The sequence below is a fragment of the Halomonas saccharevitans genome (genome assembly GCF_900116405.1).
Lineage (GTDB): Bacteria > Pseudomonadota > Gammaproteobacteria > Pseudomonadales > Halomonadaceae > Halomonas > Halomonas saccharevitans.
Window position 1 is genome coordinate 1 of the sequence record NZ_FPAQ01000010.1, and the last position, 20,017, is coordinate 20,017.

Below are 20,017 nucleotides of genomic sequence, written 5' to 3' on the forward strand. Positions count from 1 at the left end.
TGGATCAATGGGTACGTCGCCGATTACGCGACGTGATCTGGCGGCAATGGAAGCGCCCGAAGACCCGGCGCCGTAAGCTTCTGGCATTGGGTCTGAATGGCTTTCGGGCGTGGAAATCAGCGGGGAATGGGCGAGGCCCCTGGTGGAATGCCGGTGCCTCGCACATGAATCAGGCCCTCCCCCGGAAGTGGTTCGACTGGCTGGGTCTGATCTCGGTACTCGATACGGTAAGAGGGCTCAATCGTGCTTCGTGAACCGCCGTGGTACGGAACCGTATGCCCGGTGGTGTGGGAGGGCTCCGGGGGCGACCCCGGACCCTACCCGATGCCGGTGGAAACGGCCCGGGGGAGGGTGAACCACGACCGCGATCAGCGCTCCAGGTCGTCGCGATCCGGCAGGGCGGCGAAGGCCCCGGGGCGGGTCACGGCGTGGGCACCGCAGCGGCTGGCGAAGGCAACCGCGCGGCGCAGCAGGTCTGCGTCCCGATGCCAGGCGCCGTCGGTGGGCGTCGCGACGGCCAGCTCGGCGAGCAGCCCGCCGGTGAAGGCGTCGCCGCCGACCGTGGTGTCCACGGCCGGCACCGCGGGGGGCGTGAACCGCTCGTCCAGCGCGATCGTCTTGAGCAAGATCTCGCCCGGCCCATCGGTGATCACCGCGCACTTCACCCCGGCGGCGAAGCGCTCGGCCAGCCAGCCGTCCCGCGGATGCTCGGCGCGCAGGTCGTCGAGCTCCTCGGTCGAGAGCCGGATCAGGTCGGCGGCATCGAGCAGGCGGGTGACCAGGCTGATGTCGGCGACGCCGCCGGCCCAGAGGCCGTGGCGCAGGTTGGCGTCCACGCTGATCAGGCAGCCGGCGCGGCGCGCCATCTCGGCCATGGCCAGGGTGGTGTCGGCGATCTCGGGCTCGGTCAGGCTGTTGCTGCCAAAATGCACGATGGCCGGCTCGGCGAAGACGCCGGCCGGCAGGTGTTCCAGCCGATAGAGCAGGTCGGCCGCCGGCGGGCGATAGAACGCGAAGGTGCGCTCGCCCGCGGCGTCGCGATGGACGAAGGCCAGCGCCGTGCGCGCCGCCTCGGTGCGCACCACGCCGGCGGTGTCGACGCCGTGGGCGGCCAGCTCCCCGGCGACGAGGTCGCCGAAATGATCCTCGCCGAGCATGCCGAGAAAGCGGCTGGGCACGCCCAGCCTTGCGCAGGCCACGGCCACGTTGGCCGGGGCGCCGCCGGCATAGGGGGTGAAGACTTCGGGGGTGAAGGCCTCCGGCGTATCGTCGGCGGCGTCCACACGGCTCGAGAGCAGGTCGACGAGCGCCTCGCCGAAGGCGATCACGGGCGTCATGACGCGGTGTCCTCGCGGCTCAGGGTGGTGCCCAGCAGGTGCTGGGCGCCGGGCACCAGCCACACCGGGTCGAGGCGCGTATTGGCCGATTCGACGCACAGGAAGTGGCGCGCAGCCTCGGTCGAGGTATCGGCGGGCGGGGTGTCACCGGGGTGCCAGATCACCGCCGAGTCGCTGCTCTGGCGGGCGATGCGCAGTCGGCGGGTGCCATCGTCGAGGACGAGTTCGGCATTGCTGCGGTAGATGCGATCCAGGCCGCCGCGCACGCCGAGCTCGCCCTGCTGGTCGCGCTCGGCGAAGTCGGCCAGCTTGTCCAGGTAGCTGGCACCGGCCAGGCCTTCCACGCGGCAGGCGAAGGCGTCCTCGACCGCCAGGTAGCTGTGCAGGGCGCCGGTGATCTTCACCGGGGTCTCGCCGACGTGCTCGGTGATCAGCTCCACATGCAGGCGCCGGGCGTTGGCCTGGATCACCGCGCGGGGCACCAGCTGACCGTGCAGCCGCTCGAGCGGGGAGAGGTGCAGCTCGACGCCCTCCTCGTGCTCGTCCACGGCATCGAGGCGCCAGTCGGCCTTGCGGGCCGGGCCGTGCATGGGGCCGGAGCGGTCCGGCGACTCGTCGGCTGTGTTCTCGTCGGCGAACCAGGGCCAGCAGAGCGGGATGCCGCCGCGGATCGCGCCGGACCGCTCCTGGGGCGTCGGGGTGACCCACAGCCAGCCGGCGCTCTCATCGCCTGCGGGGCGGTAATGCAGGACCTGGGCGCCCTGCAGCGACACCACGAGCTCACCCCAGGCTTCGTTGGCCAGCCAGACCTCACGGCCGGCCCAGTGGGCACGGCGTTGGCCGCGGGTCTCCTCGACCAGCGCGGCTAGCGATTCGGGAATCATGCGACCTCCTTGATGGTCATTCGATCTCTGGATGGTGCAGGGCCTCGGCGGCGCCCAGCAGGCCCGTCCAGGGGTCGGTGACCACCTGGACGGGGATCCGGCCGGCGTAGACGGCCATGCGCCCCTTGGCGGCGAAGGCCTCGAGGAAGCGGCTCTGTGGGAGCCACTCGAGCAGGCGGGGCAGGATACCGCCGCACAGAGTGACGCCGCCGCGGGCTCCTAGGGTAAGCGCGGCATCGCCACTGACGTCGCCGAGGATCTTCAGAAAACGCAGCAGGGTATCACGGGCCCCGCCGTCGCCGCTGCCGGCCGCCGCGGTGACCTCGGCGGGCGACTGGCAGTGCGGGGCGATGCCCTCCAGGGCGCAGTGGGCGAGGTAGAGCTCCACAAGCCCCGGCCCGGAGAGCAGGCGCTCCACCGAGACGCGGCCGTAGCGCTGGCGGAAGTGCTCCAGCAGCGCCCGCTCGCGGGCATCGGTGGCGGCGAAGGCGGCGTGGCCGCCTTCGCTTGGCAGTGGGAGCCAGCGCCTGCGACCGTCGCCCCGGCCTGCCGGCAGCAGGCCGGCCATGCCGAGGCCGGTGCCGGGGCCGATCACCAGGCGCAACCCCCGGGGGGCGGCCTCGCCGGCCTGGAGGACGACGCGGTGCGCCTCACCCACGTGGGGCAGGCCGAGGGCCTGGGCGATGAAGTCGTTGATCAGCCTGAGGTGGGTAAGCCCCAGCGCCTGGCGAAGCTCGCCCCGGGTAACGTCCCAGTCGAGGTTGGTCAGGGTGAGCCGTTCGCCGTCGAGCGGGCCGGCGACGGCCAGGCAGGCCTCGCGGGGGGCGGCGTCGCCCGTCGCCCCGGCCCGCGCCAGGTAGTCGTGGATCGCCGCGATCGGGTCGGGGTAGTCGGCACAGGGCAGGCGCTGGATCGCGCGGGGGGCGACGGCGCCCGGCGTCACCAGCGCGAAGCGGGCGTGGGTGCCGCCGATATCGCCGATCAGGGCCGGTCTTGTCATCGTCACTACGTCCCGACTAGTTAGTGGGCTGAATTTCTCGAAGCCTTTTCCGGCGACAAGCCTGCGAGGGGGCGCTGTAAACCCCTCCCTGGGCGCTACCGACGCCATCCCTGGCGTAGGACCCCCTCTATGGCTTTGTCTCCGGCGCTTCTCACCGCGGCCGGTCTCAGGCGTCCTCGTCGTGGATCTGGCCGGCCTGGCGGGCCAGGTCATCGGCCTCGAAGCCGCCGAACACCGAGGCGCCCTGCTCGCCGTGCATCGCCAGGTGGCGAAAGCCGGCGAACAGCTCGCGACCCAGCCCCACATGATGGGAAGCCAGCTCGCCGACGCGCCGCTCGCGCTCGGCCCACGCCTGGTCATCGAGCTTGACCTCGAGGCGGCCGCTGTCGGCGTCCAGACGCACGACGTCGCCGTCTCTGAGCTTCGCCAGCGGGCCGCCGTCCAGCGCCTCTGGGCTCATGTGGATGGCCGCCGGCACCTTGCCGGAGGCGCCCGACATGCGCCCGTCGGTGACGAGAGCCACCCGATAGCCCCGATCCTGCAGCACGCCGAGGTAGGGGGTCAGCTTGTGCAGCTCGGGCATGCCGTTGGCCTTGGGTCCCTGGAAGCGCACCACGGCGATCACGTCCCGGTCCAGGTCGCCGGCCTCGAAGGCCGCCTTGAGGTCGTTCTGGTCCTCGAAGATCCGCACCGGGGCCTCGACCAGGCGATGCTCGGGCGCCACCGCCGAGACCTTGATCACGCCGCGCCCCAGGTTGCCGTCGAGTACGGTGAGGCCGCCGGTGGGGGCGAAGGGTTTCGCCACCCCGCGCAGGACCTCGGTGTCGAGACCCTCGGTGGGGCCTTCGCGCCAGACCAGCTTACCTTCTTCGAGGAAGGGCTCCCGGGTGTAGGCGGTCAGGTCGGTGCCGAACACCGTGGGGATGTCGCCGTGGATCAGGCCGGCGCCGAGCAGCTCGCGGAACAGATAGCTCATCCCCCCGGCGGCCTGGAAATGGTTGATGTCGGCCTGGCCGTTGGGATAGACCTGCATCAGACTCGGCGTCACCGCGGACAGCTCGGTGAAGTCGTCCCAGGTGAGGGTGATGCCCGCCGCGGCCGCCATGGCGACCAGATGCAGGGTGTGGTTGGTAGAGCCGCCGGAGGCCAGCAGGCCGACGATGGCGTTGACGAAGGCGCGCTCGTCGATCTGTTGATAGAAGGGGCGGTAGTCGCCGCCCTGATCAGTATTGCGGATCGCCTGCTCGGTGGCGAAGCGGGTCAGGGCCTCGCGCATCTCGGTGCCGGGATTGACGAAGGAGGTGCCCGGCAGGTGCAGGCCCATCATCTCCATCATCAGCTGGTTGGAGTTGGCGGTGCCATAGAAGGTGCAGGTGCCGGGGCTGTGGTAGGAGGCGGACTCGGCCTCGAGCAGGTCCTGGCGGCTCGCCTTGCCCTCGGCGAAGAGCTGGCGTATGCGCGCCTTCTCCTTGTTGGGCAGCCCGCTCGGCATGGGGCCCGCCGGCACGAACATGGCCGGCAGGTGACCGAAGCGCGCCGCGGCAATGAACAGCCCCGGGACGATCTTGTCGCACACGCCCAGATACAGCGCGGCATCGAACATGTTATGGGAGAGCCCCACGGCGGTGGCCATGGCGATCACGTCGCGGGAGAACAGCGACAGCTCCATGCCCGGCTGGCCCTGGGTGACGCCGTCGCACATGGCCGGCACGCCGCCGGCGAACTGGGCGGTCCCGCCCATGGCGCGCGCCGCGGCCTTGATGGTATCGGGGAAGGTCTCCAGCGGCTGGTGGGCCGAGAGCATGTCGTTGTAGGCCGAGATGATGCCCAGGTTGGCCGCGTTCATCAGCTTCAGGGCGTCCTTGTCCTCGGCGCCACAGGCGGCGAAGCCGTGAGCGAGGTTGCCGCAGGAGAGCTCGCCGCGATGCACGCCGCGGCGATGCTGGTCGGCCATGCGCGCCTCGTAGAGCGCCCGGCGCTCGGCGGAGCGCGCACGGATACGGCGGGTCACGTCGGCGACGCTGGCATTGAGGGCGGGGATTGCGCTGGCCATGGTGCACCTCGGCTGTGTTGACTTTTGGTAATTTTACCAATAATGGCGGCGGGATTTCGCCTATTCAGGCCGCCATTCCGCCTATTTTGTGGTTTTTCTACCTCACAACCCCAGCAGCTTGAGCAGCCAGCGCCGATGGGGCGGATTCAGCAGCCCGATGGCGCTTCGCCGCGACTGGACGAAAACGCTGCGCTGGTGACTGAAGCGCAGGAAGCCGGCCTCGCCGTGGTAGGCGCCCATGCCGCTCTCGCCCACGCCGCCGAAGGGCAGGCCGGGTACGGCGCTGTGCCACAGGGTGTCGTTGAAGACCACGCCGCCGGACTGGGTCTCCTCCATCAGCCGTCGGCGCCGCGCCGGGTCGTCGGTGAAGGCGTAGAGCGCCAGTGGCCGCGGGCCCTGGGCGACCCGGGCCAGGGCAGCATCGAAGTCGCGCAGGCCGATCACCGGCAGCCAGGGACCGAAGATCTCTTCGCGCATGATCGAAAGGCTCGCGGTGGGATCGATCACCAGGGTCGGCGGCAGCTTCATCCCCCGGCTGAACTCCAGGCGCTCGCCGAACTCGATCACCCGGCAGCCGTGGTTGCGGGCCTCGGTGAGCATCGCCTCGAGCCGGGCCCGCGCCGCCTCGCCGGGCACCGCCGAATAGTCGTCGCTAGCCGTGCCCTGGGGATAGAACGCCGTGATCGCCTCGCGCAGCGCCTCGACGAAGGCCGGCAGGCGCGCGGCATCGATCAGCACGTGATCGGGGGCGATGCAGGTCTGGCCGGCGTTGAGCCACTTGCCGAAGGCGATGCGACGGGCGGCGTGGCTCAGGTCGGCGTCATCGGCGACGATGGCCGGCGTCTTGCCGCCGAGCTCCAGAGTGACCGGCGTCAGCCGCTCGGCAGCGACGCTCGCCACCTGGCGCCCGATCGACGCCGGTCCGGTGAAGAGGAGGTGGTCGAAGGGCAGGGCGGCGAAGGCGCGACCGACCTCGGCGTCGCCTTCGATCACGGTCAGCTCCGCGGGGTCGAAGTAGCGCGCCACCAGTCGTGCCATCAGCGCGGCGGTGGTGGAGGCGTGCTCGCTGGGCTTGATCATCACCCGGTTGCCGGCGGCCAGCGCGTCCATCGCCGGCAGCAGCGCCAGCTGCCAGGGATAGTTGGCCGGGGCGATGATGCCCACCACGCCCAGCGGCTGGCGATGCACGCGCGCTCGGGCGGGCGCCAGGCGCCAGGGCACGGCCGTCCGGCGGGGCTTCATCCAGCGCCTGAGGCGGCGGCGGGCATGGCGCACGGCCTGCAGCAGGGTGGCGATCTCCGCCAGGCGCGTCTCGGCCTCGGCGCGATGACCGAAGTCCTGGCGGATCGCGCGAACGATCTCGTCACGATGGTGGCGGGTCATGGTCGAAAGCCGCTTGAGGCGGTCACGTCGAACCGCCGCCGAGGGGTAGGGCTCGGCGGTGAAGGCGTGGCGCTGCTGTTCCAGGCGCGCCTGCAGTGCGCGGGCGTCGGCCATGCGCGTCTCCCTGTCAGTGATGGCGGTGAGTGGTGGCATCGGGGGGTGGGTCTGCGCACAATGTAGGCGCAATGCCGGTGGCTTGTCAGCCGCCGGCCCCTCTTCCCCGGGAGGCCTCATGCCGGAACTGGTCCTTAGCGAAGCGTCTGCCATCGAGGCGGTGCCGGCGGCGCGCTGGAACGCCCTGGTCGACGACGATCACCCCTTCCTGCGCCACGAGTTCCTGCATGCCCTGGAGGCCAGCGGCGCGGCGAGCCCGGCCACGGGCTGGGTGCCGCGTCACCTGACCCTCTGGCAGGGCGAGGCGCTGGTCGGGATCCTGCCCCATTATCACAAGCTTCACTCCTACGGGGAGTACGTCTTCGACTGGAGCTGGGCCGAGGCCTGGGAGCGCGCCGGCGGCGACTACTATCCCAAGGGGCTGGCGGCGATTCCCTTCACTCCGGCGCCGGGGCCGCGCCTCGCCCTGGCGTCCCATGTCGATCCCCTGGCCGCGCGTCGGCTGCTGGCCCGGGCCTGGGAGGGGGGAGATCTCTCGAGTTGGCACCTGCTGTTCGCCGAGGAGGCCGAGGTGACGGCCTGGCGGGAGGCACGCCCCGAGCTGCTCGCGCGTCGGGGGGTGCAGTTCCAGTGGCAGGATCGCGGCTATGGCGACTTCGAGGGATTTCTCGCCGCGCTGACCGCCAAGCGGCGCAAGGCGATCCGCCGCGAGCGGCGCCTGGTAGCCGAGCAGGGCCTCACCCTGCATCGCCTGGAGGGGGAGGCTATCGACGCGGCGGCCATGGCACACTTCTTTCGCTGCTACGAGATCACCTATCTGGAGCGCGGCCGCCACGGCTATCTCGGCCTCGACTTTTTCGAGCGGCTGCGCCGCACCTTGCCGGAGTCGCTGCTGCTGATCCAGGCGCGTCTCGAGGGCCAGCCGGTGGCCGCCGCGCTCTGCCTGCAGGGCACGCGCACCCTCTACGGACGCTACTGGGGCAGCGAGGTGGTCGCCGACTGCCTGCACTTCGAGGCCTGCTACTACCAGGGCATCGAGCACTGCCTGGCGCGGGGGCTGACCCTCTTCGATCCCGGCACCCAGGGCGAGCACAAGCTTGCCCGGGGCTTCGCGCCGCGTCGGCTCACCTCGCTGCACCACATCGCCGACCCGCGGCTGCGCGACGGCGTCGCGCGCTTCTGTGCCGAGGAGCGGCGCCACGTCGAGGCCTACGTCGCCGCAGCCGAGGCGGCGCTGCCGTTTCGTAGCTAATTCTGGAAGACTGCTATACTCAACCCTGTTTGTAATCAAGATGTATCAAAGTGTTACATCGTGATTCATTGATATGGGTGACATGCCAGGGGTTGGCGTCGTTTTGCGTGCACCAGAGAACCGGGCACCAGAGAACGACGCAGAGCCCGGCAAGAACCTCCATCAGGCGCACAGGCTCTGCCACCAACAACGTCCTTTACGACGGCTCGCCGCCGATTAAGGAGGGATGAAGCGTAATGGAAGTCAAGCAATGCTGTTGGGTGATCGCCGAGGATCCAGACAAGGCGGAGCGGCTGGAAGCGAAGCTACAATCTCTCGGCTGGGACGTGAAACGACTTTCGCCGCCGTTGTCTGGCTGCTGTCTTGAGGATGACTGCGAGTGCCGGGTTGGGGTAGTGCAGATGGATGGCATGTCGCCGGCGCAGCTATGCCAGCTCGAATCACTCATCCTGCGCAGCCAGTGCCTTTGGCTGGCCGTGGCATCCGATGACTCCCTAAAAGCGACGGATAGCCGCAAGCTGATAGCCATGCTGTGTCATGTGGTGATTGCGCCGACCGTCGAGAATGACGAGCTTGGTTGCCTGATGGGGCATGCCTTCAGGATGTCGGAGCTTCAGCAGCACGATACGGAACAGCGCAATATCGCAGACACGGTGGCAGCCGATGCCTCTGAATACGAGATGGTTGGCACTACCCCGGCCATGTGGAAACTATTTCAGACGATTCGCAAGGTGGCCGCCGTGGAGGCGCCGGTGTTTATCAGCGGTGAGTCGGGGACGGGTAAGGAGCTGACCGCCCAGGCGATTCACGAGCGCTCCTCCCGCTCTACGGCCTGCTTTCACGCCATCAACTGTGGTGCCCTGCCGGACCATTTGATCCAGTCGGAACTCTTCGGCCACGAGAAGGGCGCCTTCACGGGGGCGGTGCAGAGGAAAATCGGCCGGATCGAGGCCACCGATGGCGGTACTCTTTTCCTGGACGAGATCGGGGATCTGCCGTTTGAACTTCAGGTCAATCTGTTGCGATTTCTCGAAACCCGCTGCATTCAGCGAGTGGGCGGACTGGAAGACATTGCGGTCGACGTGCGTATCATCGCCGCGACCCACGTCGATCTCGAGTTGGCCGTCGAGGAAGGAAGATTCCGTGAAGATCTCTATCATCGTTTGAATGTCCTGCAGATCAATGTTCCGCCACTGCGCGAACATCAGGAGGACATCGAGATACTCGCCCGTTACTTCTTCGAACGCTTCGCCAGCGAAAAGCCCAGTCACCTGAGAGGAATCTCTCGTGAGGCATTGCTGGTCATGCGCCAGTATTCATGGCCGGGCAACGTTCGGGAGCTCATCAACCGCATGCGTCGTGCCATGATCATGTGTGAAAACAGGCTTATCCAGCCAGAAGATCTGGGTATCGAGCGGCGTAAGATTTCCCGCCAGATACTTACCCTGGAGCAGGCCAAGGAGAGGGCCGAGCGAGAGGCGCTGGTTGCCGCTTTGGGACGTAACAAGCACAAGATCCATCCGGTAGCCAAGGAATTGGGCGTATCTCGCGTCACCATCTACCGGCTGATGGAAAAGCATGCGCTAGTCCGCGAGGCGAATGAGGCTCCTGCGGCGGACTAGCCGCTCCCGACGTAATTATCCTGCCCACACCCCCCCCTGATAGCTCTCAGCGCTGCCTGACTGGCCTCCAGTCAGGCATTTTTCTGTCTTCAACGATCGGATTCGGTACCAGCAGTTCAACACTGTGACACTTTTCCAACAGCAGATAACTCACTGAATAGTCATTCCTTTTAGCGAACGCGAGCACCGGGAAATCTGTTTTAGATTCGCCTTGTTAACTTCAAGTTACACTTTTCCGCAGGGGTAAAAATAAATATCCAACAAAAACAGGTATTTAAATACTTGGCATGGCGATTGCTCTAATTTTAGTAACCAAGAGTCACGAGATGTTACGGAGACGCCGCCATGCAACCGACCGCCATCGCACCGCGCCATCAGGCAGGCCATCGCGCCGGCGGTCACCGTCTCCTTGGCGACGCTTCACTGAAGCGGGTGGCGATGGTGGGCCTGCTGGCAGCGGGCTTGGCCGTCACCCAGATCGCCCAGGCAAGCGATGCGGCAACTCAAGCCGATGGATCAGCAGCAGGGATATTTGGCGTCACCGGCATGCACCTGGGCGAGAGCCTGGATGACAGCTCTCTCGCCTCGATCCGCGGTCGCTACGTCGATGCTCGGGCGCTGGAGGAAGGGGGCGCAGGTTTCGTCATTCTCTGGGATGAGCGTCCTGGCAAGGGAACCGGCAGCGATGGCCAGGGGGCTAGAAGGTCCATATCGACCGGGCTTGGCAATCATCAGAGCACCACGGTGACAACCGGGCGGGGAGAATAGCCATGACGATTCAGCGACTCAAGGTCACCAGGTTTGCTCGGCTCACGCTCCTGACAAGCCTTCTCGTCGGCGCCTCGGCCAGTATCGGTGCAGCCGATACAGGGGCTAGCCACCAGCTGAACCCCGGTGTTCGTCCAGGTGACGTCGTGATTCTGCGCCGCGTTGAGCCAGTGCCCGTTGGGAGAAGTGATCGCCACGACGGCCCCATCGAGGCAAGGGTCAACGCTCGTGACAGCGCGATGGCCCTGCAGCAGCGCCTTACCGGCATCCAGGCCATATCACTCTCGGATGAGCGCGCGGCCGGTATTCGGGGCAGCGTCGGGGGAGCGATGAGACCGCTGCATCGGGCCCTGGGAACGGGCACCCAGGCATCCAGGGGAACTGCTGGAAGCGCGGGTGGAAGCCATCGGGCCCCGGCAAGCCTCGGAGGAGGCTCGGCAACAGGCAGCATCGGATCGGTTACCTCCGGGCTCTCCGGGACCGTCGGCAAGGCACTCTCACCCCTCACAGGACGGAATTGATCATGGTGATCCATCACATGGCGAAACACCGCACAAATCGGGAAGGACGCGACATGAGCATGGGTCGCCACGATCGTAAGCAAGTTGTCATTGCCATGATGGGAGCCTGGCTGCTGACGGGGGGACTGCAGCTGAGCGCAACGGCTCAGGAGTTTCCGAGCATGCGTAACAGCACCGTCCTGAGCGGCAGCGCCCTGAGCGACGTCAGCGGGGTCAGCACCACCAATATGGCGGCCGGCGACGGCAACCTGCAGAGCAATAGCGGAAACATGGCCGTTGGCAAGGTGGCCAATGCGACCAACACCCTCCTGCAGCGGTCGCGGATAGAGGAGCAACTCGCCAACACCCAGGAGAGCGTAAGAATTCAGGACCGCGCCTTTCGACAGTCCGAAGGATGGCTGTCGATCAACCAGGCGGCGGGCCAAGGGAATGTGCAGAGCAACGACTTCGGCGTGGCTCTGGGCATATCGGCCAGCAACCTCAGCGACACTACGTTGCAGCAGGTGATGGCCGACAAGCAGGGGCTGAATGGAACCGGCGATGGCTCGGGCCAACCCTCCCGAAAGGTCGAAATCGACAAGACGACCTTCGAAGGGGCCCGGGGTGTCATCCAGGTCAACCAGTCAGCTGGCACGGGGAACGCTACGCGCAACAGCTTTCGCATGAACATGGCGCTGGGGCAGTAGCGAAATCGTAAAGAAGCAATCAGAACGATTCGGCTCATTCAGGAGAAAGACAATGAAAACTTTCCAGAAAGCACCGCTGGCACTGGCAATCACCGCGCTGATGGCCGCACCCTATGCGCTGGCTGATGGCTATAGCCATAACAAGTTTGATACCGACAGCTACATCGACTCGGATTTCGACAACAAGATCGATGTCGAGCTCCGTCATGATTCCGATACCTACAAGAACTTCTATGTGAATGTATATGTCAGGGATCCGGCTCGGCACTATTCCGGCGCCACGGTCGACAGCAAGCAGCTGAATAACAATAACGGTGTCGACAACATTGCCTCGGACAATAACGCCACCCTCGGCGGTAACGCCCTGCGCGGCTCCTCCGGCAATATGGGGGTGAACGTCGCCGCCGGTGACAACAACAGCCAGGCCAACGATGCCGCGCTCTCCGCCTCGGATGCGGCGCAAGTGTTCGGTCAGGCGGCGGCCTTCTCTGCGCAGTCGTCCTCCAACAACAGCGTGCTAAACTCCGGCAGCCCCAACAACGCGCGCCTGGGCGGCAATGCGCTTCAGGGAGCCACCGGCAACATCGGCGTCAACGTCGCCGCGGGCGTCGCCAACGCCCAGCAGAACTCGCTGGCGGCCTCTGCCAACACCAACAGCGGCTCTGCCGACGCCACGGCCGGCGGCGTGCAGACTGCTTACAACAACTCCACCACTAACCAAGGGCTGACAGAAACCTTTACCGATACGGTCGACGTCAGCGTCTCCGGCATCATGGTGGGCGGCTACGCGGGTCATGGTAGTGGCACTTATGGCGGAACCTGGCAGCAGACCAATCAGGTCTATCCCGAAGTCTGGGTTGGTGGTGAGCAAGGAGAAGGGCATCCCTCATCCACTGCTAGCTACTGGGGACACATGGACTTCGATGGCGAAAGTGAAAATACCGACCAATTCGCCGGTAGCGAAAGCGGTACTCTGGAGTTCCAGGAAGCTGGCTTGATGGCCATGGGGGGCACCCTGTCCGGTGGCGTCACCACAACCAACACCGTCTATGTGGCCAACGAGAACAACGCCTCCCTCGGCGGTAATGCCCTGCGCGGTGCCAGCGGCAACATCGGGGTGAACGTGGCCGCCGGTACCAACAACCTGCAGCGTAACTCGATGGCTATTGCCTCGGCTTCCGGTGGCGCAAACGGCGGTGGCGGCGAGATGTAACTCGGGCTTGTCGAGATGCCACTGCTGCATCTAGCGAAACTCCCGGCCTGCTTCGGCAGGCCGGGTATTGGCGGAAATTAAAGTACCTGACTAGAGATGGCCAAGGAGTCAGCCATGAAGCCGAGCTATAAGCGCTGGATGCCATTACTGGCCCTGGGGCTATCTCTTCCCTTTTTTGATGCCCAGGCGGCCAGCGTGCGCCTGGGTAACGTCATGTCCGGCACCGTGATCCAGAAGGACGTACAGTCCATCCGTGAGCGGCGCTTCGAGAACCTGGTTGAGCAGCGCACGGACTTCTCCTGCGGCGCGGCGTCGCTAGCCACCATCCTGAAGTATGCCTATGGGCAGCCCTCGGTCACCGAGGAGAGCGTGCTGGCCGGAATGCTGGAGGTCTCGGACCCCGAGGTGGTGCGTGAGCGGGGCTTCTCGCTGCTGGACCTGAAGAGCTACGTGGAAACCCTCGGCTATCGTGGCCGGGGCTACGAGGTCGCACCGCAGACGTTGGACGAGGTGTCGATCCCGGTCATCGTGTTGCTGGACCTCGAGGGTTACAAGCACTTCGTTGTCATGAAAAAGGCCAGTGGGGATCGGGTCTATGTGGGGGATCCGGCGCTGGGCAATCGCGTCATGTCTCGCGATGAGTTCATGGCCTCCTGGAACAGCATCATCTTCGCCATCGTAGGCGAAGGGTTCGATCGCAATACCGCGCTGCTTGATCCGAGGCAGCCGTTAACGGCGCACCGCATGCAGGATGTCTTTGCCCCGGTGCCCAGGCAGAATCTGCTCGATTTCGGCTTTCGACATGCGGACCTCTTCTGACATCAGGGGGATGAGATCACTGTCGATCTGAGGGTGACGAATATGTTCAAGCACGGTTGGAAACAGAGCGTAAGGAGGGGTGGCATCACCGCCCTGTTGGTGGTCTCCACGGTTGGCTTGTTGGCTCCGCCGGCAGGGGCCGCGGTGTCGGATTTCACCGATTTCGCCTCGGGCAGGCAGTTGAGCGATTCGGAGCTTAGGCAGATGCGAGGCCGTTTCGTCGACAAGGGCAGCCTGATGTTCTTCGGCGTACAGATGACCAGCGAGTGGCGAACCTCCCAAGGCGAGCACCTCATGGTGCAGGGTAATCTGCTCGGTGATCTCCGCGGTCGGGTCCCCAAGGTAACCTTCGAACCTCGTCTCACTATGATCTCGATGAAGGACCAGGGAGTCACCGGTCCCGGTGGCAACGGTTCGGTCGTTCGGGATGCCGGAACCGGCAACGCCCGAGGAGTGGTGCAGACCATCCAGGCGGGGGGCGACTTCAACGCCGCCGCCAACGACCTGCAGATCGATGTACTCGATGCCTCGTCCCGCAGTGGCGTGCAGCAGGGCGGCGCTGTCGGCGCACTCGATCAGCGGCTTCCCTCGGGTACGCGTGTGGTGGTGCGACAGGATGGGCGAGGAATGGGCGTCGAGATGCAGGTGCCCGGCATGGGGCGGGTCAGCCAGGCCATCGTGCCCGCTCAAGGCCTTCGTCAGTCGATCCAGCTGACCAGTGACCTGCAGCAGGTGCGCAACCTGACGAAGCTGCAGCTCTACATGGACCGCCGCAGTGCCAATGCCGGCGCCCCCGGTGTCCGTCGTGCCGTTGAGTCGGCGCGTCAGCTCAGTAGATGAGGCGTTCCAGCGTCAACGTTTTGATGGTCTAGACTCGAATTGTCCAAGAGCGGTTGCCATCGTGCCTGTGGGGTATCGTTTAGGGCTCTCAGGGGTAACCGACGGGCTGGTTGCTCAAGCACAAGGAGATTTGTGTAGCTATGTCGAGATCATTCATGCGGAACAAGATGTCATTCCTTTCACTGGCCACGCTGGCGGCATTGCCCGGCGCCGCTACGGTGGCCCAGGCGCAGATGAGCGCTGATGACGGGGAGGTGGTGCGACAGGCGAGGCCCAGCCAGAGCGTCGAGAACGTCCTACGTGAGGAGCATGCGCTCTTCTCGGATCGGCTGACCATCGAGCCGGGCATCAACTACTCCTATTCCGACCGCTCTCAGCTGGCTCTCCGAGGCTTTCTCGCGCTCGACGCCATCTTCCTGGGAGAGATCAATGTCGATGCAGTTGAGAGCCATATCACGACCTTCGATCTCAGCACGCGCTATGGGCTGACCAACCGGCTGGAAGTCGGGCTGAACCTCCCCTTCGTTTATCGCAGCACTACCTACCAGTCTATCGGCGACGATTTTTCCACCGAAAAGAACAGTGAAACATCGGTGGATGAAGCTGACCTTGGCGATATCAGCCTGTCACTGTCCTATCGTCTGCTGCCCGAAACCTCGACCCGGCCCGATGTCGTCTTGAACCTTGGCGTTCGAGCTCCTACAGGCACCGACCCTTACGGGGTTGATGTGCGTGAAGACCCCAATTCCAACCTTAATGTGCCTACGGAGTTGCCAACCGGTAATGGTGTGTGGGGCGTCAATACGGGTGTCTCAGTCCTGAAGACCCTGGACCCCGCCATTGTCTTCGCCAACTTGGGATATACCTATAATCTTGAAGAGAGTTTTGACGACATATCGGCTTCCGATGGTGATCAGCCGGGAGATGTGAAGCTGGGGGATACCATCCGTGCCGGCTTCGGGACGGCCTTTGCGCTCAATGAGAGTTTCAGCCTCTCGCTCTCCTATTCCCACGAGTATATCCAGAAGTCCGAGACCACCCAGGATGGAGTGACTAGCGAGGTTGTCGGCAGCGACGCCAATGTCGGGGTGCTGAATCTCGGGGGGACCTATGCCCTGAACGACAGCACCTCCATCGTCACCAGTCTCGGTGTGGGTCTGACCGACGATGCGTCGGACATCAGCTTGACGTTCCGTATGCCCTTTCAGATGTAGCCTTTCTTCGAGGCGCTACGCCAGCCCATGCCGCCGTCCTCGGCGGCATGTTCATCTGTGCACCCATGTCTCGCCACGCGATCGGCCAGCCCTCTTGACGCTAGTATCGCTCCTGCCGTGCCTCAGCGGAGCGCCTCGCCGCTGCGCGTCACAAGATGGCATAATGCTGCTTTCAAACGCCTCGTGACGGAATCCCCTGCATGTTGAAGTGGCTGGCCATCGTGCTCACCCTGCTCATCGCCCTGCTGCAGTTCCGTCTGTGGCTGGGGGAGGGCGGTATCCTCGAGCTTCGCGAGGTGCGAGCGCGCGTCGACGTCCTGGAGGCCGAGAACAAGCCGCTGCGCGATCGCAATGCTCGGCTCGCCGCCGAGGTCGTCGACCTCAAGACCGGGCTGGACGCCATCGAGGAGCGGGCGCGCAGCGATATCGGCATGGTGCGCACCGACGAACAGTTCTTCTGGGTGCCCGGCGTCGCGGTGGACGCCAGCGGCCTTCAGATCAACGCCGGGCTGGTCGGCCTGCCGGCCCCGGGCGGGGAGGCGCGCCCATGAGCGCTCGGCTTTGGCTGGTGGTGCCCGCGGCGGGGCAGGGACGCCGGATGGGCGCCGACCGCCCCAAGCAGTATCTGCCGTTGGGCGGCCGCCCGGTGCTGGCCCGCACCCTGGAGAGGCTCTTTGCTGCGCTGCCCACGTCTCGGCTCTGCCTCTGCCTGGACCCGGAAGACTCGTATTTCGACTCCTCCTGGGTGCCCTTCGCCGACTGGCGGCGAGCCCCCGGCGGCGGCGAGCGGGTCGACTCGGTCATCGCTGCTCTGGCGGCCATCGCCCCCGACGCCGCGGACGACGATCTGGTGCTGGTTCACGACGTGGCCCGGCCCTGCGTCACCGTCGACGACCTGGTACGGCTTGTGGCCGCCCTGGCCGAAGACCCCGTGGGCGGGCTGCTGGCCGCGCCGGTCGCCGATACCATGAAGCGCGACGACGGCGCGGGGCGGGTGGGCGCCACTGAGTCCCGCGAGGGACTCTGGCACGCCCTCACTCCCCAGGGCTTCCGCTTCGGCCTGCTGCGTCGCGCCCTTCATGAGGCCCTTTCGCGGGGCGTGCGCGTGACGGACGAGGCCTCGGCGGTGGAGGCCGTCGGGCAGTCGCCGCGGCTGGTGGCCGGGCGTCGCGACAATCTCAAGATCACTCATCCCGAGGACCTGGCCCTGGCCGAGCTGGTGCTGTCCGCCCAGCAGCAGGCCTTCCAGGCCGGCTCATCGACACCCGAGGCGTCCCCGACGGGGGCGAACAGCACATGATGCGAATCGGCCATGGCTTCGACGTCCACCGCTTCGGCGAGGGCGATCACCTGATGATCGGTGGCGTCGCCATCCCCTTCGACCACGGCTTCGTGGCGCATTCCGACGGCGACGTGCTGCTGCACGCGATCTGCGACGCCCTGCTGGGCGCCTGCGGCCTCGGCGACATCGGCCGTCACTTCCCCGATACCGACCCGGCCTGGGCCGGGGCCGACAGTCGCGCGCTGCTGCGCCATGTCGCCGGGCTGATCGCCGAGGCCGGCTACCGGGTCGGCAACCTGGACGCCACGGTGCTCGCCCAGGCGCCGAAGCTCGCCCCGCATGTCGCCAGCATGGCCGAGCGCATCGCCGAGGATCTGGGCATCACGGCCGCCGCGATCAACGTCAAGGCCACCACCACCGAGCGGCTTGGCTTCACCGGCCGCGGCGAGGGCATCGCTGCCGAGGCGGTGGTGCTGCTGATGCGTCGTGCTGGGGAGGCGGTCGATGAGTGAGCCCGCGCCGGCACGCTCAGAGGATGCCATCGACTGGCCGCCGGACTGGCCGCGGGTGCTGGACGACGCCTTCGGCCCGCCGCCGGCCGGCGACTATCGCGCCGCGCCCGAGGACTTCCGGGTCGAGGAGCTCCTCGACTTCGCCCCAGAGGGCGAGGGCGAGCACCTGTGGCTGTTCATCGAGAAGCGCGACCTGACCACCGCCATGGTGGCGCGCGAGCTGGCGCGGCTCTGCGAGGTCTCCCCCAGGGTGGTCGGGTATGCCGGGATGAAGGATCGCGTGGCCGTGACCCGCCAGTGGCTCTCGGTGCAGCTGCCGGGCCGCGACGCTCCTGAGGAACTGACCGAGCGGCTCTCCGAGCGCGGCATCCGGGTGCTCGAGCAGGCCCGCCATCCCCGCAAGCTCAAGCGCGGTGTGCACCGCGCCAACCGCTTCGCGCTGCGCCTCACCGGCGCGGCGGTCAGCGATCCCGGCCTCGCCTCACGCTGGCAGCACCTGTGCCGCGAGGGGGTGGCCAACTACTTCGGGCCCCAGCGCTTTGGCCCCCACGGGCGCAACCTGCAGCGCGCCCGCGCCGTGCTGGCGCGGGGCTGGCGCAAGCGCGACGACCGCGACGGCATGCTGCTCTCGGCGGCGCGCAGCTTCCTGTACAACGAGCTGCTCGCCGCGCGCATCCGCGACGGTAGCTGGGCGACGCCGTTGCCCGGCGAGGTGGTGATGCTCGACGGCAGCGCCAGCCAGTTCGGCGTCGCGCCGGATGATTCCCTGGCGCTCGCCGAGCTATGTGAGCGCGCCGTGCGCCTCGACCTGCATCCCGCCGGCGCGCTGTGGGGCTCGGGAGACTCCCGCGCCGCTGGCGAGGCGGGCGCGTACGAGGCCGCAGTGGTCGCGCGCTATCCGGGCCTCTCCAGCGGGCTCGAGCAGGCCGGCGTGCGCCTGGCCCGTCGGGCCCTGCGGCTGCGCCTGGGCGAGCCGTCGCTCACCCGCGACGACGACACCCTGTGGCTCTCGTTCAGCCTGCCCCGGGGTGCCTTCGCCACCGCCGTGCTGCGCGAGCTGATCGCCCACCCCACCCTCGACCCCGTGTCCCCCGACAGGAGTTCCTGATGCGCCGACTGCTGCTTTCCAACGACGACGGCGTTCACGCCCCGGGGCTGCGTGCCCTCTACGACGCCCTGCTGGCCCACGCCAAGCTGCGCGTGGTGGCGCCGGATCGCGACAAGAGCGGGGCGAGCAACTCGCTTACCCTGAGTCGGCCGCTGTCGCTGTCGTCGCTCGACAACGGCTTCTACAGCGTCGATGGCACCCCGGCGGACTGCGTCTATCTGGGCGTCAACGGCGTCTGGGACGAGCGTCCTGACCTCGTGATCTCTGGGATCAACCACGGTGGCAACCTGGGTGACGACGTGCTCTACTCCGGCACCGTGGCGGCCGCCATGGAGGGGCGCAACCTGGGCACGGCGGCCATCGCCATGTCGCTGGTCGGCAGGCACCATTTCGAGACCGCCGGGCGGGTGGCGGCGAGCCTGGTGGGAGCGGCGGATCGGCTCTCGCTGCCGCCGCGCAGCCTGCTCAACGTCAACGTGCCGGACCTGCCCTGGGACGAGCTGCGTGGCTTTCGGGTCACCCGCATGGGCTATCGCGGCCCGGCGGCGCGCCCCCTGGAGGTGCGCGATCCGCGCGGGCGTCTGCGCTACTGGATCGCCGCCGCGGGCGACAACGCCGATGACGGCCCGGACACCGACTTCGCCGCCGTCGAGGCGGGCTATGTTTCCATCACGCCGCTGCAGACCGATCTGACCCGGCATGCAGCGCGCGACGACGTGCAGGACTGGCTGGATGCCCTCATCTGAACTGCTGCGCGGTGTCGGCATGACATCGCAGCGCACCCGGGACCGCATGGTGCGCCGCCTGGCCGATCAGGGTGTAAGCGATCGCCGGGTGCTGGAGGTCATGGCCCGCGAGCCGCGCCATCTGTTCCTTGACGAGGCCCTGTCGCATCGCGCCTACGAGGACACCTCGCTGCCCATCGGCCACGGCCAGACCCTCTCCCAGCCCTGGATGGTGGCGCGGATGACGGAGCTGGTGATTCAGGAGGCGCCGTGCCGGGTGCTGGAGGTAGGCACCGGCTCCGGCTACCAGACCCTGGTGTTGTCGCGGCTGGTCGAGGAACTCTGGTCGGTGGAACGGATCAATGCCCTGCACCGGCGCGCCGCCGAGCGGCTGCGCGGGCTCGAGGCGTATAATGCCCGGCTGCGCCTGGCCGATGGCGGACACGGCTGGTCTGAGGAGGCGCCCTTCGACGTCATCCTGCTGACTGCCTGCGCCAGCGAGCTGCCCGAGCCGCTGCTCGCCCAGCTCGGCGAGGAGGGGGTGTTGATCACGCCGCTGGCCCAGCCGGACGGCCAGCAGTGGCTGACTCGCGTGCGTCGGCGCGGCGACGGCTTCGCCAGCGAACGGCTGGAGCCGGTGCGCTTCGTGCCCCTGCTGGAAGGCGTCATCCGGTGAACAGGGCG

19 protein-coding genes and 1 pseudogene are annotated in these 20,017 nt (G+C 66.8%); 15 read left to right on the plus strand and 5 right to left on the minus strand.

The window, feature by feature from the left end:
• Nucleotides 1-254 (plus strand): annotated as a pseudogene (locus BM388_RS17985) (maturase); the annotation flags it as partial.
• A gap of 114 nt (nt 255-368) precedes the next feature.
• Here the strand turns inward: BM388_RS17985 and BM388_RS06290 are convergent.
• The 5 genes from BM388_RS06290 to BM388_RS06310 form a co-directional block, all read right to left on the minus strand.
• Complete coding sequence (locus tag BM388_RS06290; RefSeq protein ID WP_089848303.1) at nt 369-1,337, minus strand: carbohydrate kinase family protein; 969 nt, start codon at nt 1,335-1,337, stop codon at nt 369-371.
• The gene (locus tag BM388_RS06295; protein ID WP_089848305.1) at nt 1,334-2,221 is read right to left on the minus strand and encodes a D-hexose-6-phosphate mutarotase; all 888 of its coding nucleotides are present in this window, start codon (nt 2,219-2,221) and stop codon (nt 1,334-1,336) included. Before BM388_RS06295 ends, BM388_RS06290 begins: the two co-directional genes overlap by 4 nt.
• Nucleotides 2,222-2,237: 16 nt before the next feature.
• Nucleotides 2,238-3,221, minus strand: a complete 984-nt coding sequence (gene glk / locus BM388_RS06300; RefSeq protein WP_089848307.1) for a glucokinase — start codon at nt 3,219-3,221, stop codon at nt 2,238-2,240.
• Nucleotides 3,222-3,387: 166 nt separating this feature from the next.
• Nucleotides 3,388-5,274: a phosphogluconate dehydratase gene (edd, locus tag BM388_RS06305; protein WP_089848310.1), complete on the minus strand. Its 1,887-nt coding sequence runs from the start codon at nt 5,272-5,274 to the stop codon at nt 3,388-3,390.
• 102 nt (nt 5,275-5,376) lie between these two features.
• Nucleotides 5,377-6,771, minus strand: coding sequence for a coniferyl aldehyde dehydrogenase (locus BM388_RS06310; protein ID WP_089848312.1), 1,395 nt, complete (start codon nt 6,769-6,771; stop codon nt 5,377-5,379).
• A 118-nt stretch (nt 6,772-6,889) separates the two neighbouring features.
• Here BM388_RS06310 and BM388_RS06315 point away from each other — a divergent pair, with 118 nt between their 5' ends.
• The 14 genes from BM388_RS06315 (at nt 6,890) to BM388_RS06380 (ending at nt 20,009) form a co-directional block, all read left to right on the plus strand.
• The gene (locus tag BM388_RS06315) at nt 6,890-8,023 is read left to right on the plus strand and encodes a GNAT family N-acetyltransferase (RefSeq protein ID WP_089848314.1); all 1,134 of its coding nucleotides are present in this window, start codon (nt 6,890-6,892) and stop codon (nt 8,021-8,023) included.
• A gap of 236 nt (nt 8,024-8,259) precedes the next feature.
• Nucleotides 8,260-9,645: a sigma-54 interaction domain-containing protein gene (locus BM388_RS06320; RefSeq protein WP_089848316.1), complete on the plus strand. Its 1,386-nt coding sequence runs from the start codon at nt 8,260-8,262 to the stop codon at nt 9,643-9,645.
• Between the two features lie 345 nt (nt 9,646-9,990).
• The gene (locus tag BM388_RS06325) at nt 9,991-10,413 is read left to right on the plus strand and encodes a hypothetical protein (protein WP_089848318.1); all 423 of its coding nucleotides are present in this window, start codon (nt 9,991-9,993) and stop codon (nt 10,411-10,413) included.
• Between the two features lie 523 nt (nt 10,414-10,936).
• Nucleotides 10,937-11,620: a hypothetical protein gene (locus BM388_RS06330; protein WP_139233901.1), complete on the plus strand. Its 684-nt coding sequence runs from the start codon at nt 10,937-10,939 to the stop codon at nt 11,618-11,620.
• Nucleotides 11,621-11,672: 52 nt separating this feature from the next.
• Nucleotides 11,673-12,833, plus strand: coding sequence for a hypothetical protein (locus tag BM388_RS06335; protein WP_089848321.1), 1,161 nt, complete (start codon nt 11,673-11,675; stop codon nt 12,831-12,833).
• 114 nt (nt 12,834-12,947) lie between these two features.
• Entirely contained in the window at nt 12,948-13,652 is a 705-nt protein-coding gene (locus BM388_RS06340; protein WP_089848322.1) for a C39 family peptidase, read from the plus strand.
• Nucleotides 13,653-13,694: 42 nt separating this feature from the next.
• The gene (locus BM388_RS06345; RefSeq protein ID WP_089848324.1) at nt 13,695-14,492 is read left to right on the plus strand and encodes a hypothetical protein; all 798 of its coding nucleotides are present in this window, start codon (nt 13,695-13,697) and stop codon (nt 14,490-14,492) included.
• 155 nt (nt 14,493-14,647) lie between these two features.
• Nucleotides 14,648-15,706, plus strand: a complete 1,059-nt coding sequence (locus BM388_RS06350) for a transporter (RefSeq protein ID WP_245781476.1) — start codon at nt 14,648-14,650, stop codon at nt 15,704-15,706.
• A 200-nt stretch (nt 15,707-15,906) separates the two neighbouring features.
• Nucleotides 15,907-16,257, plus strand: a complete 351-nt coding sequence (gene ftsB, locus BM388_RS06355; protein ID WP_089848328.1) for a cell division protein FtsB — start codon at nt 15,907-15,909, stop codon at nt 16,255-16,257.
• Nucleotides 16,254-17,006: a 2-C-methyl-D-erythritol 4-phosphate cytidylyltransferase gene (ispD, locus tag BM388_RS06360; protein WP_089848330.1), complete on the plus strand. Its 753-nt coding sequence runs from the start codon at nt 16,254-16,256 to the stop codon at nt 17,004-17,006. The genes ftsB and ispD overlap by 4 nt, the downstream gene beginning before the upstream one ends.
• Nucleotides 17,006-17,500 (plus strand): 2-C-methyl-D-erythritol 2,4-cyclodiphosphate synthase, encoded by a 495-nt coding sequence (ispF, locus tag BM388_RS06365; protein WP_089848471.1) that lies wholly within the window; start codon nt 17,006-17,008, stop codon nt 17,498-17,500. Before ispD ends, ispF begins: the two co-directional genes overlap by 1 nt.
• Nucleotides 17,493-18,608: a tRNA pseudouridine(13) synthase TruD gene (truD, locus tag BM388_RS06370; protein ID WP_089848332.1), complete on the plus strand. Its 1,116-nt coding sequence runs from the start codon at nt 17,493-17,495 to the stop codon at nt 18,606-18,608. Before ispF ends, truD begins: the two co-directional genes overlap by 8 nt.
• The gene (gene surE / locus BM388_RS06375) at nt 18,608-19,354 is read left to right on the plus strand and encodes a 5'/3'-nucleotidase SurE (RefSeq protein ID WP_089848334.1); all 747 of its coding nucleotides are present in this window, start codon (nt 18,608-18,610) and stop codon (nt 19,352-19,354) included. Before truD ends, surE begins: the two co-directional genes overlap by 1 nt.
• The gene (locus BM388_RS06380; RefSeq protein ID WP_089848336.1) at nt 19,341-20,009 is read left to right on the plus strand and encodes a protein-L-isoaspartate(D-aspartate) O-methyltransferase; all 669 of its coding nucleotides are present in this window, start codon (nt 19,341-19,343) and stop codon (nt 20,007-20,009) included. Before surE ends, BM388_RS06380 begins: the two co-directional genes overlap by 14 nt.
• Nucleotides 20,010-20,017 lie beyond the last annotated feature (8 nt).

Coding starts and splice junctions, on each gene's coding strand:
- ispF (WP_089848471.1), top strand. CDS start 17,006: ATGCGAATCGGCCATGGCTTCGACGTCCACCGCTTCGGCGAGGGCGAT.
- BM388_RS06295 (WP_089848305.1), bottom strand. CDS start 2,221: ATGATTCCCGAATCGCTAGCCGCGCTGGTCGAGGAGACCCGCGGCCAA.
- BM388_RS06315 (WP_089848314.1), top strand. CDS start 6,890: ATGCCGGAACTGGTCCTTAGCGAAGCGTCTGCCATCGAGGCGGTGCCG.
- ftsB (WP_089848328.1), top strand. CDS start 15,907: ATGTTGAAGTGGCTGGCCATCGTGCTCACCCTGCTCATCGCCCTGCTG.
- BM388_RS06325 (WP_089848318.1), top strand. CDS start 9,991: ATGCAACCGACCGCCATCGCACCGCGCCATCAGGCAGGCCATCGCGCC.
- BM388_RS06380 (WP_089848336.1), top strand. CDS start 19,341: ATGCCCTCATCTGAACTGCTGCGCGGTGTCGGCATGACATCGCAGCGC.
- edd (WP_089848310.1), bottom strand. CDS start 5,274: ATGGCCAGCGCAATCCCCGCCCTCAATGCCAGCGTCGCCGACGTGACC.
- BM388_RS06310 (WP_089848312.1), bottom strand. CDS start 6,771: ATGGCCGACGCCCGCGCACTGCAGGCGCGCCTGGAACAGCAGCGCCAC.
- ispD (WP_089848330.1), top strand. CDS start 16,254: ATGAGCGCTCGGCTTTGGCTGGTGGTGCCCGCGGCGGGGCAGGGACGC.
- BM388_RS06335 (WP_089848321.1), top strand. CDS start 11,673: ATGAAAACTTTCCAGAAAGCACCGCTGGCACTGGCAATCACCGCGCTG.
- BM388_RS06345 (WP_089848324.1), top strand. CDS start 13,695: ATGTTCAAGCACGGTTGGAAACAGAGCGTAAGGAGGGGTGGCATCACC.
- glk (WP_089848307.1), bottom strand. CDS start 3,221: ATGACAAGACCGGCCCTGATCGGCGATATCGGCGGCACCCACGCCCGC.
- surE (WP_089848334.1), top strand. CDS start 18,608: ATGCGCCGACTGCTGCTTTCCAACGACGACGGCGTTCACGCCCCGGGG.
- BM388_RS06290 (WP_089848303.1), bottom strand. CDS start 1,337: ATGACGCCCGTGATCGCCTTCGGCGAGGCGCTCGTCGACCTGCTCTCG.
- BM388_RS06320 (WP_089848316.1), top strand. CDS start 8,260: ATGGAAGTCAAGCAATGCTGTTGGGTGATCGCCGAGGATCCAGACAAG.
- truD (WP_089848332.1), top strand. CDS start 17,493: ATGAGTGAGCCCGCGCCGGCACGCTCAGAGGATGCCATCGACTGGCCG.
- BM388_RS06330 (WP_139233901.1), top strand. CDS start 10,937: ATGGTGATCCATCACATGGCGAAACACCGCACAAATCGGGAAGGACGC.
- BM388_RS06350 (WP_245781476.1), top strand. CDS start 14,648: ATGCGGAACAAGATGTCATTCCTTTCACTGGCCACGCTGGCGGCATTG.
- BM388_RS06340 (WP_089848322.1), top strand. CDS start 12,948: ATGAAGCCGAGCTATAAGCGCTGGATGCCATTACTGGCCCTGGGGCTA.